Below are 18385 nucleotides of genomic sequence, written 5' to 3' on the forward strand. Positions count from 1 at the left end.
GGTCCCATGCGCAGGCGCCCGCCCCGGAGCTTGTCCGCAAGCCACCCCATGCGCCGCTGAGCCGCGGCACAGGGCCGGAATGCAAATGAAGAAACCTTCCCTCAACGTGCCCCGACGGTTGACGTGGACCCACGCAGGCCTTGCCCTTGCCACCGCCCTCGTGGCGGGCAGTTGCCTCGGAGCTCCGGCGCAAGCTGTCACAATGGCACCCCAACCGGCTCCGTCTGCCACGTCACAACCGTCACCACCTCAGGGTCCGCAGCCTGCTCCGACAGGCACTGGCACTGTCGGGCCCCAGAAGGATGCCCAACCGTATGTGCCCCCGACCGCACCCGCGGAACCCAAGCCGGGAACCGCCGTCGGACCTTCCAGCCTGCCGACGCAGCCGCCCACCGAACCATTGAACGAGGCGGCGCAGGCACCGGATCCAAAGTCGCTGCCAGGCAGCGGGCAAGACGCGGCGGCAAAGAACGCGGCGATGAGATCAGCTATCCCGGCCGGCGGAGCCGAAATGGGACAGCGGTCTCCGCGGGTCACTGCCGCGGCCCAAGGAAAGGGTTCCCCGGCACCTGCCGACGCCCAGACTCTGGAGCAAGCCCCGGTTCAGCCGACGGAGACCGACACAGGACACTGGCGTCCCACCATCGGCATCGCGGGCCAGGACGTCAGCGCCCACCAGCCCAACATCAACTGGCAAAGCCAGTGGAACCTCGGCTCCCGCTGGGCATACGTCAAGGCGACCGAGGGCAACTACTACCTCAACGAGCAGTACGCGCAGCAATACAATGGGTCCCGAAGTGTCGGGATGGTGCGTGGGGCCTACCACTTCGCGATACCCAACTGGTCCTCCGGCGCTGACCAGGCCCGGTATTTCGTAGCCAATGGCGGAGGCTGGACCGCGGACGGATACACCCTTCCGCCCGTCCTCGACATTGAATACAACCCCTATGCCGGACGTACCATCAACGGCTTCCCCTTCGGGGACACGTGCTACAGCATGTCCAAAGCCCAACTTGGCCAATGGGCGGCAGATTTCGGTAACACCGTCAAGGCGCTGACGGGTCGGTTCCCCGTCATCTACAGCACCACGGACTGGTGGAATACGTGCGTGGGAAACTCCACCTTCGGCAGCTATCCCTTGTGGCTCGCTTCCTACTGGTACAACCCCACCAACACGCCCGGAACCTTGCCCGTGAGCTGGGGCAACTACTCCATGTGGCAATACAGCAGCACCGGACCGTTCGAGGGTGACTCCAACATCTTCAACGGCACGTATGACCAGCTGCGGACCTTCGCCCGCGGCGCCGACACCCCTTCATCCCCCTCCATCAGGTCCGGGGCCGACGTCCTGGCCACCAGTTCATCCGGTCGGCTGGACAATTTCCCGGCAGATGGCCAGGGCCGCATCACAGGTCCAGTCGCGATTGGCTCCGGATGGGGCAACGCCAAAGCCATCTACGTTGTCGACTGGAACCAGGACGGGGTCCAGGACATCCTGTCCCAATGGCCCGACGGCAGCCTTCAGGTATACCCGGGAGCCCCCCGCGGCGGCTTCCTGGCCCCAATTCAGGTTGGGTCAGGCTGGCAGGAAATGTCCCTCACAGTGGGTTGGTGGAACTCCAAAGACGCCTACCCCGGGGTCATCGGGCTGGATGGGGACGGCAATCTCTTCCGCTACCAAAACGCCTCCGGTCGGGGCTTGGGCGGAGGCGTCCTCATTGGGACGGGCTTCGGCGGTCACCAGATCAACCAACTCGACTTCGACGACGACGGCAGCCAGGACATCGTTTCCAGGACGTCCGACGGAACCATGCGGCTCTACCGGTCGAACGGGCTCGGATCGTTCGTTCCCGAAGCAAGCAGTGTGATCGGTAACGGCTGGTCAGCCATGACCTCGGTCAGCTCCTCATCCGGGTTCAACGGGTCCGGTTCGCAGGGCCTGCAGGCACGCGCCGCAAACGGTGACTTGTTCTACTACCCCGCGGAATCGGGATCGTGGGGCAACCGTTTCCTGACCGGCATCGGTTGGAATGACGCCGCCCTGATCAGCGGAGCCCCGGTAGACGTGGCTTCGACACTCGGCGTCGACGACTCAGACGTCCTGGCCGTACGGACGGACGGCAACCTCTACCGCTACGCTGCAACAGGATCCACGTCGCTTCTCGGCGCGGAACGCATCGGCACGCAGTGGACTGGGCTGAAGGCCGGTTTCCTCACCGATTGGAATGGGGATGGTGCCCTGGACATCCTCGCGCAGTGGTCCGACGGCCGCCTGAATGTCTATCCAGGCCTGAAGGGCAGTGGCTTTGGGTCCCCGATCAGCCTCGGGACGGGTTGGAAGGACTGGACGTTGACAGTCGGTTCATGGAAGAAGTCCGATGCCCTGCCAGGCATCACAGGCTACGACCCTTCGGGCCGCATGTTCTACATCAGCAACCCCAACGGCAACGGACTGGGCCCCCGCGTGCAGATTGGCACGGGTTGGGGTGGCCTTGAGATCCTGCAAATGGACTTCGATAAGGATTCGAACGCCGATCTTCTGGCCAAGGGCAGCAACGGCGACCTGAGGCTATACCGGTCCAACGGCAGTGGTTTCTTTATCCAGGAATCGCCAAGTGTCGTCGGGGTCGGCTGGGACGCCATCTCCAGTTTCGGAGCCATCAAGGGATTCGCGGGAACCGGCACCTCGGGAATCATCGCCCGGACCACCACTGGCGATCTCCGCTACTACCCCGTGGGCCAGAACCGGGCATGGGGCCAGCCCAGTGCCGTGGGCACCGGGTGGAATGGTTTGACCATTTTCAGGCCCGCTTCCAGATAGAACCATGCATGACGGGCCGGCACGCTCCTGAATGGAGTGTGCCGGCCCATTTTGTTTAACCAAATACCCGAAGAGAAAACGATAAATATTCGGTGCATCTGACACGCCGGATTCCGCGCACCGCGTGATCTAATGAAGGTGGTCTCACGTATTGGCTGTTAAGCGCTACCGGGAAACGGGCTTTGTTTGGGGGCAAACGAAGGTCACCATTGCGCACAATCAAGGAGTGATCTTTCATGGCGTTTACCGTTTCGACGGCCCAAGTCAGCATTTCGCCATCGCTTGACGTCAATCCGTATATGGCCGGGTACGGAACGCTCGACGGCGGCCGTGAGGCCACCAGCAGCGACCCCTACGAATCATTGTGGGCCCGGGCCATCGTCCTGTGGGAGAACGGCTCCCCCAACCTGATCATGAGCGTCGACATCCTGGCGCTGCCCAGGTCCATCCATCAAAGGGCCCGCCAACGCATCCTGGCCCTGGCAGACTGGTCCAACAGCGACATCCTGATCCAGTCCACGCACACCCACAACGGCCCAGTGGTGATCGATACGCTCCACCCATTCATGTGTTACGGCTTATCGGACCTTTCGATGGTCGAGACCTACAGCCAGCAACTCGAAGATGATCTGGTGGAGGCAGCCCAGACTGCCCTGAATGCCGCGCAGACGTCAGTGACGCTCGACTACAAGGTCACTACGGCGAGCATCGCGTACAACCGAGCAGGTCTTTCCTATCTTGAGAACACTGTGCCCGTCATTGTGATGCGCAAGGGAAACGGCGCGCCCCGTGCGGTCATCTTCAACTACGCCTGCCATCCTGTCGCAGCGGGCATGCGGACGCTGTTCGACGGCGATTTTCCTGCGGGGGCGTGCAACTACATCGAAAACAACAACCCGGGGTGTTTCGCGTTGTTCCTCCAAGGTGCGGCCGGAGATCAAAACCCCATGGGCGTGCCCAGCTGGGAACTGCGGGATGAATACGCCACAACACTCGGCTCAGCGGTTTCGACGGCGATGCAGAGCGCCGGTCGCACAATCGGCAGCCCCCTGCAAACCAGTTACAAGGAAATCCAAATTCCCTTGGACATCACTCCGACCGCAGGAAACATGGCAGCCGTTCGGGCGGCGTACGCCTCGCGGCTGCCGAACCTCGACGGAAACCCTGCATGGTACGGACGTCATGCCCAAGTCATGATCGGCCGGATCGACAGTGGCAGCTACGCGACATCCGTGGCCTGCCCGTTCCAGGTGTGGAAGTTTGGCGGCAGCCCCCAATTGAGGATCGGGATCGTCGGGGGTGAGCTCGTCAGCGGTTACGCTGCGTACTTCCGTGGAAGGTACGGCGGAGCGAACGGCGTGATCGTCGGTGGCTACGGAAATGAGTCGTGCTACTACCTGCCCAGTGCGCAGTTCCTCCCGCCCTACTCGGCCGGGGGCAGCTACGAGGGGGGCTGGGATCCCGATTACCCGGGCATCGCAGGTGGGGCGATGACGGTGTATGGGCACATTGCACATTTCAAGGGCGGCACCACCGGCGTTGAGGCCACCATCATCAACACCCTGGACGGCATGTTGGCCTAAAGCCTCGCCCGGGCCCTGCTCCCTTGATCAGGGACCCGGGTTGATTCGTAGTGGTATCGATACTCAGATCGCCCACATATCCGTTGACCAGCGTCTTTTGCCGGGCAACCATGGAGTTGGAGGTCACCATGAGAGCGTTGTACCCACTGGCGGCAGCTTTGCTGCTCCTCGTTTCCGGTTGCTCCACGGCCGCTCCTCCACAGCCCACGGCCAGTTCGACGCCATCAGCAACATCCTCGCCAACACCAACGCCCTCCGGCACGGCAGCGGGCCCCACCACGGACCCGGGCAGCGGCCAAGGAGCGGGCAGCGGCCAAGGAGCGGGCGCACCCGATGACTCCGGCCGATTCTCCTACCTCTGTTCAAGCCTCGACGGCGTACCCGACGTGACGCTGTCCAGCCTCGCCGAAGTCTGGTCTTCCACGGGATATCTTCGGCTGGCTTCCTGCCAGGCACGGTACGAAGGACCGGACCCGTATGAACCTACGGAAGACGAAGCAAGAATCATCTCCATAGCCCAGCCCGGAGTGAACCCCTCCGATGGCCTGGACGCCTACCTTGCCGCTTTGGGGCTGTGCACCCGTGTCAGCGATGATGCCGCGTCCGAACTCTTTGGCCAGAGCCCGCGACCCCTGCTGCGGGCGGCCAGCGAACTGTGCCCTCGCGGTCCGCAGGGAAAGATCATTGCACTCTGGGCGTCAGGGGCAAGGGCAGCCGACGGCACCTACCCGGTGTCGGCTGATGGATTGACGCCGGGCAGGTTCCATCTGCGCAAAGCCCCTCCCGAGGGATGTGCATGGTCCGTTGCCGGGGTGGACGGCAAAGTGAAGTCGACGGGCGGCGCAGCGGAAGGACAGTCCGGAATCACGCTGGCAGAAAAAGACGTCCTGACTAGTGACAAATGCGGAATTTGGGAGAAGATAGAGTAATGCAGCCGGCAACGGCTGGGGCGAAAATCCAACTGCATGCGGAGCTGGGGAGCATCCGAATGAAGTGGGGATCCCTCGGTGGACATGCCAAGACGCGCTATCGTCCAGCTTGGCCTAGTCGGTCTCGTTCTTACGGGCTGCTCGGTCAAGGTCGTTGAAAATGTTGAGCCATTCAAGCTCGGCGTAACTAATGTCGGCGATGCCGTCAAACCACGCGTTGAAAGACCCGAACCCGTAAAGCGCTATCAATTCGAGTGCCGTGGGCCAAACGGACTTCCGCTGATCATTCTGTCCAGCCTCGAAGAAGTATGGGCAAACACCCAATACAAGAAATTCTCGGATGTCGTGGTGACATTCGTCGGCCCTCAGCCGTGGGTCCTGACCGCAGAAGAAAATGCAGCGGTCAATGTTGCCGTCGCGGCCGGCGCCACGGGGTCGCGCAACGACATCCTCCTGGCAATCATCAAGGCATGCACCCGAAGCAACCCGCCAACCATCAGTACAGCACTTTTTGGCTTGGGCGGCGTACCGATCGTCAAGGGCGCCCTGACCCTGGCACCCATGGCGCCGCAATCGGCAGTCCTGACAAAGTGGCTGAAGGAAGTGGCGTGATGATCAGGCAGATGAAGAACGACGGCGGACTGGGGCGTCGGGCGCACAGGGTCACCACTTTCTGGGCTGCTTCGATCCTGGCCGTAGCCGGAATGACCGCAGTGGTTTCCAGCACTCCCGCCCACGCGGACCAGCAACGGCAGGTCATTGGGACCGGGCTGACCAAGTCCGCGGGGTCCGTACTGGACCCCCTCGGCCACGTTTGGGTGTCGGACAGCGTTGCCGGCTTCTGCCGGATGTCTGAGCCCTCCAACGGCCAGCCGGGCACGATTGATAAGAGCACATGCTTGGGCGGGAGCTCGCAAGGCGGCAGCAAAGGCCCAGTGTTGCCCGGAGTCGCAGTCGTCCTGGATCCGACCCCTTCCTCAGTCGGAAGCGGCGACGAGACCGCGTTCATCCCGGACGCCGCGGCCGGGAGTTCGCGCCTGGTCAGGGCGGTTTGGGATCCGCCGTCGGACCTTTTCGAGTACAGCAGTACCCTGTCCATCCTTGATGGCGATGTTCGCCCAAACGCTGTCAGCGATGGCCCCGACGGCAACATCTACCTGTCATTTGCGAACGCACGATCGATCATCAAGATCGTCGATCCCACCATCATGCACCCCAGCATCGAGACCATCGCATCGGTGACCACAAAGTCCCTGGGCCTGGTAGCCGCGGGACGGGACAGCAACGGCCACGTCAGCGTCTATGTCCTGGAAACCACCGGGATGAAGGCCTTCTCAGCCCCCGATGATGGGGATATGACGAACTATGTGCCCGCGGCTTCCTACAACGTGGGAATTGCGTCGTCCATCCATTATGACTACGACGCCAACGTTATCTATGCCGGTACCGGAACGGCGGCCACGGCTGCTGACGCCGGAAAGGACAAGGTATCGAAACTTGACCTGACAACCGGCGTCGTCGACAACTCGTGGGCCTTGGGCTTCAGCAAAATCGGCGGACTCGGCATGCGGGGCGGCCAGCTCCTGGTCATGGATGACCCCGGTCAGTTGAACGCGGCACCGGCCACCGGCCAAGGACGCCTCAGTATTCTTGGCGGCGTAACAGCAAAGATCACGTCCGGGCCTACCCAGGCGAATGGAACACAAGCGCCCAACCCTGACTTCACGAATGACACCACACCAACATTCGGAGTGAGTTCCGATCCCGCCGGCAGCGCCTTGGAATGCTCCATGGGCGGCGCGTGGACGGACTGCACCAGCGGTACGTACACGGCGGCAACCCTGACCAACGGATCCCAGACCTTCTCTGTCCGGCCCGCCCCCGGAGGAGTTCCGGTGTCACGGACCTTCAAGGTGGACACAGTCGCCCCGGCGCCTCCGGTCTTCACGGCGCCAAACAGCGGGCAAGTGGTCAACGGCAAGCCTGTGCTGGGCGCAACCTTCGAAACTGGCACAACCCTGGCCTGCTCGGTCGATTCAACTGCGGATAGTGCTTTCAAGACCTGCGTACCCGGAGACACCTTCAGCCTGACAACCGAGGGTGCTCACACCTTGCGGATCCGCAGCACAGACCCGGCAGGTAACGTCAGCCCTGCTACATCGATAAATGTCACAGCGGACCTGACGGCACCACAAGTGGCCATCACCGCTCCGGCAAGTGGAGCCACCGTAGGAGCCGGGTACCAATTCATGTTCTCGTCGAACTCCACGGACGTCGCAGGATTCCGCTGCCGTTTGGGCACCAACGCCTTCACGGAGTGCACTTCACCCAAGGTCTACGCTGATATCGCCAACGGTGCCAACCGGTTCGAGGTAGAAGCCAGGGATGCTGCAGGCAATACGACAGTCGCCGGCGTCAACTTCACTGTCTTCATTGCTGATACCACTCCACCCACGGTTTCAGCCGATCCCGCGGCCGGAACATATGGTCCGGGCACCAAGATAACGTTGACGGCCAACGAAGCGGGCGCCAAGATCTACTACACGGAAAACGGCACCACGCCGACAACAGCCAGCACCCTATATGCAGGTCCGATTGCGATGGGTACCAAGACGGTCAGTTTCATCGCCGTTGACGCATCCAACAATGCCTCGGCACCTCAGTCCCGAGCCTACGTACTGGACAGCACTGCTCCTGTTGTCACTCCCAGTCCGCTGGGTGGAAACATTTCGCTCGGACAGAAGATCACGTTGACCACGGAAACCGGGGCCAAGATCTACTACTCGACGGACAATTCCACCCCGACCCTGACAAGCCCGAGCGGTATCACGACTGTGACCCTGACTCCAACCGCAACCACAACAGTGAAGTACTTCGCAGTTGACGCGGCAGGCAACCAATCTGCCGTAGCGTCGCAGACCTACACAGTGCCCGCAGCACCGGCGAACACGTGGAAGGACTTCAACGCGGACAGCAAGAATGACGTCCTTGCCCGGGACAGCGCCGGCACGCTGTGGCTGTACCCCGGAAACGGAACTGGCGGCTGGCTGACCAGGGTCAACACCGGCACAGGCTGGAACAACTACAACCTGCTGGTTCCAACCCGGGACTTCAGCGGAGACGGCCGCAGCGATGTCCTGGCCCGTGACTCCGCAGGCCAGCTCTGGCTCTTCAAAGGCAATGGCCTGGGTGGCTGGCAGCCTGCAGTTGCGGTTGGCTCCGGGTGGACCGGCATGACGTCGATCGTGGCCCCTGGCGACTTCAGCGGCGACGGAAAAGCCGATGTCCTCGCCAGGGATGCATCAGGCATTCTGTGGCTCTACAAGGGCGATGGCCTGGGTCAGTTCAGCTCCGGCCGGACCCAAGTGGGTTCAGGGTGGAACACCATGAACGCGATCTTCAGCACTGGAGATTTCAACGGAGACGGGAAGACAGACATACTGGCCCGCGACACCGGGGGCGCCCTGTGGCTATACCCGGGCAACGGCTCCGCTGGCTGGGGTACCCGCTCGCAAATCGGCAGCGGCTGGGGTGGCATGACTGCACTCCTTGGCCCCGGCGACTTCAACGGCAACGGCAAGGCTGATGTCATGGCCCGCGATGCCAGCGGCAACCTTTGGCTCTATCCCGGCAACGGCAGTGGAGGCTGGCTGGCTTGGAGCCAGATAGGCACAGGATGGCAGGGTTTCACTTCCCTCCCATAAAGCCGAAACAGGGGTAGCTTGCCCTTTGGAAGGGTGCACCGGAGAATATCCGGTGCACCCTTTTGGTTTGCGCAGTGGCTGTCCCGGTGTCCTCAATGCGCCAAAAGTGGCCTCCGGTCCACAGAAGGCATACTGCGATGAACTAGACTGAGGGTTTGCAAGGACCTCGTGACGCCAGCGTTGCGGGCTGTGGCTGGCGTATAAGAATCTCGTCGGCACGAACTACCGAGGAGAGTCTTGACTTTCGACCAGGCAGGCCAACCGGACCTCTCCGTTGTGATCCCGGTCTACAACGGAGAACGGATATTGGCGGCAACAATGGCCCGTCTCACCGGCTATTTGACCAGTGGCACCTCCGAGATCATCATCGTGGAAAACGGATCCACGGACAAAACACTTGAGGTTGCACGTCAGCACGCTGTTGACACTCCCCACGTCACCTTCCACGTACTCCAAAGCCAGAAGGGGATGGGCAACGCCCTCAGGACAGGCATCGAAGCCAGTTCGGGCCGCCGGGTGCTTCTCACTGCGGACGACCTCCCTTTCGGAACCGACGACCTCGACGAAGACAAGAAGCTGGACCCAAAGCCCCATATCGTCATCGGTTCCAAGGCGCACAAAGACTCCAACATCCAGCGCAGTCCTCTGCGGGGACTCACCACTTTCGGTTTCAAGACCCTGCGCCAGGTCATCCTTGCGTCCAGAGTTGGCGATTCACAGGGAACGTTGATTGTCGACGGCGACTGGTTGCGGAGCATGGTCGTCCGCTTCGACGATCCGGGCTTCCTTTTCAGCACGCAGGTTGTCTACGCAGCGGAGAAACAGGGTTTCACAATCGTCGAGGTGCCCGTCACCCTGGCGCCCGACGACGATCCCAGCGAAACCACCATCCGCATTGCCGACGTCGTCAAGATGTTCAAGGGATTGCTGGCCATGCGCCGCCGTCGTCGTGAATTTGCAGCCGCGCCCAACACAGGAACCCACGCGTCATGACAGGATCAATTGCCGAGACGCCCTCGAACGATAACGACCTGAACCAGGAACAGCCACCGGCGAAGAGCGCCAAGTCCAAGCTGGTCGACTTCGCCCGGCGGGCCTTGGTCGTCCTCGTATTCGCGGCAGCTGTCTACTTCATCGCCACCCAGTGGCCGCAGGTGCAGGCCACAGTATTCGCCCTGCAGTGGTGGCAGATCCTTCTGTCCCTCCTCGCTCTCATCCCGGGAGTCCTGCTCGGCATGTACATGTGGCGGGTCGTGATGAGCAGTCTCCTGAAGTCCGTGGACATCGAACCCCCGGGACTGGTCCTCAACCAGATCTACCTGGTGGGACAGATCGGCAAGTACCTTCCTGGATCTGTCTGGGCCTTCGTCCTGCAGATGGAATTGGGCCGTAAGAACGGGATTGCACGAGCCCAGGTCTTTGTGGCCTCACTGGTCAGCACCGGAATCACCATTGGTGCGGCCCTGGTAGTCGGCGCGTCGTCGCTTCCCATCCTTGTCCAGCGGGAACCCAACCTGCAGTGGCTGTACGTGATCCTTCCGGTGGTCATCCTGGCCATGAACCCCAATGTCGTAACCTTCCTCGTCAACACTGTCCTTAGGGTCTTCCGGCGCCCGCCTCTCCCCGAGCGGATTCAAGCCAACACCATGGTGAAGGCTTTCATTCTCGGTGTCCTCATGTACCTCTGCTTCGGGCTCCATCTGTGGATCCTGGTGGGCCATGAGGCCACGCTGGACCTTGCCACGTTCCTTGTACTCACCGGTGCCCTGGCCTTGGGCATGACCCTTGGGGTGCTCGCCTTCCTGCTTCCGGCTGGTGTGGGGGCCAGGGAAGCGATCCTCATCCTGGCACTGGCCGGAATGATGAGCGCAGGCGCGGCTACGGCCATCGCAGCCCTCTCCCGGATCATGTTCACGGTGGCCGACCTGCTGTGTGTGGGCATCGCCTACATCCATTTCCGCTGGCGGCACCCATCTCTTGCCAAGGCCCCTGCCGAGCAAACGGACAACAACGCCAACTAGCGGCCGGTTCCGCAATGGCAACCAGCCCTCAAGGACGCAAGCCCCGCAGACCGCCCAAGGCAGTCAGCCAACTTTCATACACATGCCGTGCTAAGGAGCAAGGTACCACCATGACCGCAGGAACCTCGGGGGCAACTGCCCAGCGCCGACCGCGAACCAGCCGGCGCTACTTTATGCAGCACGATTGGCATTGGGGCATCGTCACCGCCGCGATAGCGGCCGTTGCCTCCATCATTCCCAGGCTCTTCAATCCCACGTTCTACTACTGGGATGACATGATGCAGTCCTTCCTCCCCCTGTGGCGCCACATGGGCGAGGAGATCCGCTCCGGCCGTTTCCCCTTGATGGAACCCGGTGGATGGGTAGGCGGCAACATCGTGGCCGAAGTCGGCTACGGCATCTTCAACCCGGTGAACATCGTCAACTCGGTCATCGTTTCGAACTTCGAAAACCTGTCCCTGGCGAGCTACTTCATCATCATCCAGTTCATCGCACTGCTGGCCTTTGGCACCTACATGCTCGCCCGTGACTACGGCTCGAACCGGCCCTTGGCACTGGCCGCCGGCGTTGCAATCCCCTTCAGTGGATTCACGCTCTTCTATGAGGCTGCCCGCTGGCCCGGAGGCCTGATGGCGTTCGCATGGATCACCGTGTTCTGGTGGTCGGTTCGCCGCTACGCACGCCGCAACACCTCCCCCTTCCTGCCCTTCCTTCTGGGCTTCCTCACCATGACTGCCGGCAACCCCTACGGCGCGATCGGCGTCATCCTGGTCCTCGGTGCCGTGGCCGTCGAGCTGATGCTGATGCGCCACTGGCGCAGGCTCATCCCTATCGTTATCGTGGGCGCCCTGGTAGGACTGACAGCGGTCCTCGTGTACTTCCCGCTGCCTTTGAGCTCCGCTGTTACCGTGCGGCAGCAGAACGAAATCCTGAACGACCTCTTCCTGTCACCGGATATGTCGTCGCTGCTGACCATGAGCACGTCCTCAATGACTCCCCGTATCAACAATTTCTGGGCGCCTATCGACAACGTACCGTCCAGCTACCTGGCCTGGTTTGTCCTTCCGCTGCTTCCATGGCTCGATTTCCGGAGCTTCCGCGGCCGGTCCCGCCAGATCTTCAGCATCTACGTCATCACCGGTATCTACTTCCTGCTGACCTTTGCACCTTCACAGGTGCTGGTCTTCCGCTGGCCGATCCGCCTGATCGAATACGTCTACCTCGGTGTCATCGTCCTTGTTGCAGTGGTCGCCTCTGCCGGACTGAAGACCACTGCCTGGAAAAAGCGGCTTTTCATCACCGTGGCGATCCTCGCTTTCGGCACGTATCGGGCGTGGTCCATGGTTCCCGGTGGCGGCAAGTGGCAGATCTTCACGCTGGCTGTCACGCTGGGCCTGGTCTGCGTGGCCATCTTTGGCTGGCGGCGCTTTGGATACAAGGGCCTGGCGGCCGTATTGGTTATTGGAACCATTGCAACGCTTGGAATGCAGTCCAGGCAGTTTGTCCCCAATAACGCTGTGGCAGGAATTGGATCGCCGGTCGATGCAGAGACGCTTCGGGATGCCACCAGCGACTACAAGGGCAATACCATCCAGATCTTCAACACCATGAAGATCACTGGAAAGGAATTTACCGGGGGCCAGTTGCTTTATGGCAACCAGATCCTCAACGCTGACGTCAACAACAGCATGGGCCGCTACAGCGGAATCAGCTTCACCACGTACGTCAACGCCCTGTGCATGAACTACCGTGGCGAGACGTGCCCGCTCGCCTATACGGAGCTGTTCAAACCGGCCTCCGACAAAATCGACGCCACACTTGCAGACGTCCTGCAAGTTGAAACGGTCGCGGTGCAGAAGACCCTCATAGCACCTGATCAACTTAAGGTTGCACCGGGATGGTCGATCGTTTCCTCTGACGACTCCCGGACCATCCTGCGACGGGACAAGCCCCTCCCCTACCCTGGAACGGTTTCCTGGGCATCTGAGGGCGTATCCGTGCAGGACTCCGTCCGGAATGGGACTGATGAGAAGGTCACCCTGTCCGGCTCTGGCAGCGCCGGTCAACTCACGCTCGCCCGACTCGCGTGGCCCGGCTACTCAGTCAAGGTTGACGGCCAGCCGCAGACGCTGACCCAGGGACCCGCAGGCGTCATACTGGTCGACGTTCCAGCCGGAGCCAAGTCAGTCGACATCACATTCACGACGCCGGGACTCACCATAGGACTCGCCGCGCAGGCTCTCGCCTGGTTCGGGATTCTGCTCTTTACCGTCATCCATTATGTTCGCCGACGCCGGAACACCACAGCAGCTGAGACCACAGCACCGAAGACCGCACAGAAGGTGACTGTCTAGGACCCAAAGTACGACGATTCCAGTCAGCCCAGGAGCGTCCGTCCCGTCACGGGATGGACGCTCCTTTTCTCGCTGGTGACGGCTCACTTGGGTATCCCGCATGTCCCGGAACACGGAGAAGGCCACCCTTCCACGTGGAGATGGGTGGCCTTCCTGTCCAGTACCCGGTAACGGGCTACATCACATTCGATACGTCAGCGGTCACGCAGCCAGGCTACGGCTTCCTGGGCTGGACCCTCGAACTGCACGGTTCCGTCCGAAAGGACCACCCCGCGATCGCAGATGCGGGCAATCATGTCCAGGTCGTGGCTAACCACAACCAGGGTACGGCCTTCATCAGAGAGTTGCTTGATTTTGGCCAGACACTTCTTCTGGAAGGGTTCGTCGCCGACTGCCAGAATTTCGTCCACCAGGAAGATGTCAGGCTGGGTATGGACAGCCACTGCGAAGGCCAGCCGAAGGAACATACCCGATGAATAGAACTTCACTTCGGTGTCAATGAACTGCTCAATCTCGGAGAAAGCCACGATGTCATCGAACTTATCGTTGATCTCCTGCTCCGTCATACCCAGGATTGCAGCATTGAGATATACATTTTCACGCCCGGACAAGTCCGGGTGGAATCCCGCGCCAACCTCGATGAGACCGGCAACCCGGCCCTTGGTCCGGACCGTTCCCTTATCGGGAAGAATAACGCCCGAGATGAGCTTCAACAGCGTGGACTTGCCTGAACCGTTGAAGCCCAGCAAAGCGACGGTCTCCCCCGGCTGGATTTCGAAGCTGACATCGTGCAGGGCATCGAACTTCCTGGTCAGGTCCCCCTTGCGGCCCTTCACGAGCCAAACAAGGGTCTCTTTCAGCGAGTGCGAGTGCCGAAGATTGAAGGTTTTCTTCAACCCTTTGACGATTACTGCGGCGCCCAACTAAACCTCCTGCGCAAAATGGCCCTCGAGCCGACGGAACACGAGCTGGCCGATGACCAGGAACAGTGCTGCCATGCCCAAACCAACGAACCCCGTGATCAGAAGATGCGGTGGCAATTCCACCGGCCGGTCCACAGTGGGGTACCAGAACGCCCAGTGGAACAGTTCCACAGCCACCGTAATCGGGTTCAACTGATAGACGAACAGGACCCACGGTGCTGCCAATCGGCGGATCATGGTCCAGTCATAAAGCACCGGCGAAGTCCAGGTAATGACCATCATCAGCATGTCAACGATGTTCTCCGCATCGCGGAAGAAGACGTTGATGGCTCCAGCCAGCAGACCCAGTCCAGTGGCCGTGACCGCAACAATGACGAATCCCAGGAGGGCACCGAAAAGCTGCATAACGTCAGGATGCCATCCGTTCAGCAATGCAGCAGCAAGCAGCACCACCAATTGCGGCAGGAAGTGGACTGCGGCCACCCACACGGACGCCACGGGGAAGAGCTCGCGTGGAAGGTATATCTTCTTGACCAGTGCTGCATTCGACACAATCGAACGCGTTGCGTTGGAGAAGGCTTCGGTGAAGAAGTTGATGACAATAACGCCCGAGAACATGTAGAGCGCATAGTTGGGGATCTGGTCCCCGACCCTCAACACAATTCCCAAAGCGAAGAACAGCACGACGTACTGGACCAATGGCTTGACGTAGGACCAAGCCAAGCCAAGGACGGACCCGCGGTACCGGACCCGAAGTTCCTTGCGGACGATCAGCTTCAGAAGGAAACGCCGGCGGTAGACATCCAGAAGCCCGGCGCCTACCCCCGGAACAGCATATGTATCAGTGGAATTGGCCATCGCTACTTGCTGGGCTCCGACGCTTCAAAGGTTTCCCGCCATGATTCCATGGAAGTGATCTCCGGAAGGGCTTCGCGGTATTGAGCCCGGAGCGTTTCCCAGTTCGAGAAAAGCTGTGCGTGCAACTTGGCGGATTCGACCACAAGTTGGCGGGCCAATTTCGGATCGCGAAGGTGCCATGATGCACCGGTACCGTCGGCGTTGGAGACGACTGCACTGTCCAAGTGCGCCAAGCTCCACCATTTGCCATCCTGGTGGGCAACCTGGGCTTCGGGGTTTTCCTTCGCGGACTCTCGGACGGGAGCCAGGGTCTGCTTCAGGACCGTCTTCACGGCCCAAGGAAGCAAGCCAAGGGCACCGGGCTGCTTGTAGGACTGCGGCTTCTTCGGCGGACGCTTGCGGAACACCTCGGGGAACGCACCCGGGTCAGTCTTGACCTGTGAGTCCGGGAACTCCTCGCGCATGGCACGCAGCTTAGGCATTGTGGTCGGCAACTGCTGATGCAGGTTGCCGGGCCCCGCCAGGACATCCTTGAGCGCCATGATGCGAGCCTGCTCAGGGTAGTACTGCATCGAGACCAAGTGCTTAACGTCGGCATTCAGGCTTTCGCGAAGAATGCGACCACCCTTCGGGAACGGCGAATGCAGCAACGTGGCAATGAGGCGGTTGCGCTCGTGATAGTAGGCCTGCCAGTCTACGGAGTCGTCCTTGTCGGCCCAAGAGACATGCCAAACGGCAGCACCCGGCAAGGTCACGGTCGGGAACCCGGCAGCGCGACCACGAAGGGAGTATTCGGCGTCGTCCCACTTGATGAAGACCGGCAGCGACAGGCCGATTGTCTCCACAACGGTCTTGGGGATCAAGCACATCCACCAACCGTTGTAGTCCGCGTCCCAACGCCGGTGGAGCTGGGGTGTGGACCGCAACCCGGCGGCGGAGAAGTCGTGGTTGCCCAGTCCTTCCACGGGACCCCAGAGGAAACGGTAGAAGTTCACGACTTCGGAGTAGGCGTGCAGCACGGACTTGTTGTACATGTCGAACATGTGGCCACCCACGATCGTGGGCTTCCGGCAAAGGTCGGCGAAGGCCACCGCGCGCATAACGCCTTCGGTTTCCAGCTCAATGTCGTCATCGAGCAGCATGACGTAATCGCTCTTGTCTGAGACGACCATCTCGTACATGTTGCGGGCGAAGCCACCTGAACCACCGAGGTTTCCCTGGTTGATGATCCGCAGCTGTTCGCCCATGGACTCTGCAACGGCGTCGAATCCGGCTTCGTCGGCAACCTTCTTGTTGCCTTGGTCCACAATGATCAGTTCAGCGAGGATTTCACGCAGGCCCGCATCGGCGTCGATCGACTTGATGGTTTCAAGGCAGTAGTCGGCGCGGTTGAAGGTGGTCACGCCGAGCGTGACCCGGCCCTGCGGGCGGCCTTCATCCGGCACGGCCCAGTGCGCGGTCTTCAGCGTCATGCCGTCCCCACCGGCAATCAGGTCGAACCAGTACCAGCCGCCGTCTCCGAAGGGTGCCAGCGTCAATTCGAAATCGTTGCTGGCCGAACCCTCAACAAGCACCGAGTCCACGCGCTGAGAGGCTCCGCGGGCGTTGGAGCGGTAAACGATGACCGTTCCTTCGCCCTCGGTCTCGAGGTGAAGGACGGTCTTCGTGGCAATGGTCCATTTCCTCCAGTAGCTGGCAGGAAAGGCGTTGAAGTAGGAACCGAAGGACAGACGCTCGCCACGGCGCACCTGCACCGAGCCACGATCAAGGATGTCTTCCGGGTGCAGCTTTCGGGCCATTCCGACCGCCTGCACGACGGCGCTGCTGCCGCCGTCGTCCTTCTGCACCTTGCTGGTGTCGGGGTCGACATAAAGGGGCAGCGTGTCGAGGTCGCGGTTGGCGGGGAAAATCACCCGCTGAACGATGCGCAGGCTCTCCTGGGTTGAGGCTTCCGAGGCATTTTCAGCCGTCATGGCAGTCTCCTGGCTTTCGTTGGTAGTAGCGGTCATGCGTCCACTCCTCCGCTTTCAAGCTTGGCGCCACCCGTGAAGTGCGGCTTGATCTTGTTATCGAACATGGACAGTGCCGAGCCGATGGCCATATGCATGTCGAGGTACTTGTAGGTTCCGAGCCGGCCACCAAACAGGACCGACTTCTCGCCCCGGGCCAGGTCGCGGTAGGCCAGGAGCTTCTGGCGGTCATCGGAGGTGTTCACCGGGTAGTACGGCTCGTCGCCCTTTTCTGCAAAGCGGGAGAATTCGCGCATGATGACAGTGGCATCCTTGGTGTAGTCCCGCTCCGGGTGGAAATGCCGGAACTCATGGATGCGGGTGAAGGCGGCATCGGCGTCGGGGTAGTTCATGACAGCGCAACCCTGGAAGTCCTCGATCGGGAGCACTTCTTCTTCAAGGTCGATGGTGCGCCACGACAGGTCGCCTTCTGCGTAGTCAAAGTAGCGGTCAACCGGGCCGGTGTAGATAACCGGAACCTGGCCCAGCACCGCAGACCGGCCGTACTCGCCGTCGTCGAAGAAGTCCGCGTTCAGGATGACTTCAATATTGGGGTGGTCCGCCATGCGTTCGATCCAAGCGGTGTAGCCGTCAACCGGGAGGCCCTCATACGTGTCGTTGAAGTACCGGTTGTCGTAGTTGTAGCGCACGGGAAGCCGCGAGATGATCTCTGCCGGCAGGTCCTTGGGATCCGTCTGCCACTGCTTGCCGGTGTAGTGCTTGATGAAAGCTTCATACAGGGGACGGCCGATCAGCTGGATGCCCTTGTCGTTCAGGTTCTGGGGATCCGTGCCCGCGAGTTCGCCGGCCTGCTCTGCGATCAGCGCCTTCGCCTCCGAGGGGCTCAACGCAGAACGGAAGAACTGGTTGATGGTGCCCAGGTTGATGGGCATCGGGTACACCTCACCCTTGTGGTTGGTGTAAACCTTGTGCTGGTAGCTGGTGAACTTCGTAAAGCGGTTCACATACTCCCAGACGCGTTCGTTCGAAGTGTGGAAGAGGTGCGCGCCGTAGCGGTGAACCTCGATTCCAGTCTTCTCTTCGTTTTCGCTGTAGGCGTTTCCTCCAATATGGTGGCGGCGATCAAGAACCGCGACCTTCAGCCCCAACTCGGTAGCGGCGCGTTCTGCAATGGTCAGGCCAAAGAAACCCGAGCCGACGACGACGAGATCAGCGTTCACAA

The 18385-nt window shown here is 61.0% G+C and carries 12 protein-coding genes; 8 read left to right on the plus strand and 4 right to left on the minus strand.

Annotated features, from left to right (window positions below; translation table 11 throughout):
• Positions 1-316: 316 nt before the first annotated feature.
• From LRQ04_RS13120 to LRQ04_RS13155, 8 genes are all read left to right on the plus strand, one after another.
• On the plus strand, positions 317-2821 hold the full coding sequence (locus tag LRQ04_RS13120; RefSeq protein ID WP_308194935.1) for a GH25 family lysozyme: 2505 nt from the start codon (positions 317-319) through the stop codon (positions 2819-2821).
• A gap of 236 nt (positions 2822-3057) precedes the next feature.
• Positions 3058-4404 (plus strand): hypothetical protein, encoded by a 1347-nt coding sequence (locus LRQ04_RS13125; RefSeq protein WP_235520585.1) that lies wholly within the window; start codon positions 3058-3060, stop codon positions 4402-4404.
• A gap of 128 nt (positions 4405-4532) precedes the next feature.
• Positions 4533-5333 carry a hypothetical protein gene (locus LRQ04_RS13130; RefSeq protein WP_235520586.1) on the plus strand — a complete coding sequence of 267 codons (801 nt, stop codon included), beginning with the start codon at positions 4533-4535 and terminating at the stop codon, positions 5331-5333.
• An 84-nt stretch (positions 5334-5417) separates the two neighbouring features.
• Positions 5418-5945, plus strand: coding sequence for a hypothetical protein (locus tag LRQ04_RS13135; RefSeq protein WP_235520587.1), 528 nt, complete (start codon positions 5418-5420; stop codon positions 5943-5945).
• Entirely contained in the window at positions 5945-9037 is a 3093-nt protein-coding gene (locus LRQ04_RS13140; RefSeq protein WP_235520693.1) for a chitobiase/beta-hexosaminidase C-terminal domain-containing protein, read from the plus strand. The genes LRQ04_RS13135 and LRQ04_RS13140 overlap by 1 nt, the downstream gene beginning before the upstream one ends.
• Positions 9038-9274: 237 nt before the next feature.
• Complete coding sequence (locus LRQ04_RS13145; protein ID WP_235520588.1) at positions 9275-10030, plus strand: glycosyltransferase; 756 nt, start codon at positions 9275-9277, stop codon at positions 10028-10030.
• Complete coding sequence (locus LRQ04_RS13150) at positions 10027-11058, plus strand: lysylphosphatidylglycerol synthase domain-containing protein (RefSeq protein ID WP_235520589.1); 1032 nt, start codon at positions 10027-10029, stop codon at positions 11056-11058. The genes LRQ04_RS13145 and LRQ04_RS13150 overlap by 4 nt, the downstream gene beginning before the upstream one ends.
• Positions 11059-11168: 110 nt before the next feature.
• Positions 11169-13412: a hypothetical protein gene (locus LRQ04_RS13155; protein WP_235520590.1), complete on the plus strand. Its 2244-nt coding sequence runs from the start codon at positions 11169-11171 to the stop codon at positions 13410-13412.
• Between the two features lie 194 nt (positions 13413-13606).
• Here the strand turns inward: LRQ04_RS13155 and LRQ04_RS13160 are convergent, their stop codons facing one another.
• Genes LRQ04_RS13160 through glf form a run of 4 tightly spaced genes read right to left on the minus strand, consistent with a single transcriptional unit; the run spans position 13607 to position 18383 of the window.
• Positions 13607-14335, minus strand: a complete 729-nt coding sequence (locus LRQ04_RS13160; protein ID WP_235520591.1) for an ABC transporter ATP-binding protein — start codon at positions 14333-14335, stop codon at positions 13607-13609.
• Positions 14336-15193: an ABC transporter permease gene (locus LRQ04_RS13165; RefSeq protein WP_235520592.1), complete on the minus strand. Its 858-nt coding sequence runs from the start codon at positions 15191-15193 to the stop codon at positions 14336-14338.
• A 2-nt stretch (positions 15194-15195) separates the two neighbouring features.
• Positions 15196-17202: a glycosyltransferase gene (locus LRQ04_RS13170; RefSeq protein ID WP_235520593.1), complete on the minus strand. Its 2007-nt coding sequence runs from the start codon at positions 17200-17202 to the stop codon at positions 15196-15198.
• Entirely contained in the window at positions 17199-18383 is a 1185-nt protein-coding gene (glf, locus tag LRQ04_RS13175; protein ID WP_235520594.1) for a UDP-galactopyranose mutase, read from the minus strand. Before glf ends, LRQ04_RS13170 begins: the two co-directional genes overlap by 4 nt.
• Positions 18384-18385 lie beyond the last annotated feature (2 nt).

It is taken from the genome of Paenarthrobacter sp. AR 02, from assembly GCF_021538675.1.
Taxonomy (GTDB): Bacteria; Actinomycetota; Actinomycetes; order Actinomycetales; family Micrococcaceae; genus Arthrobacter.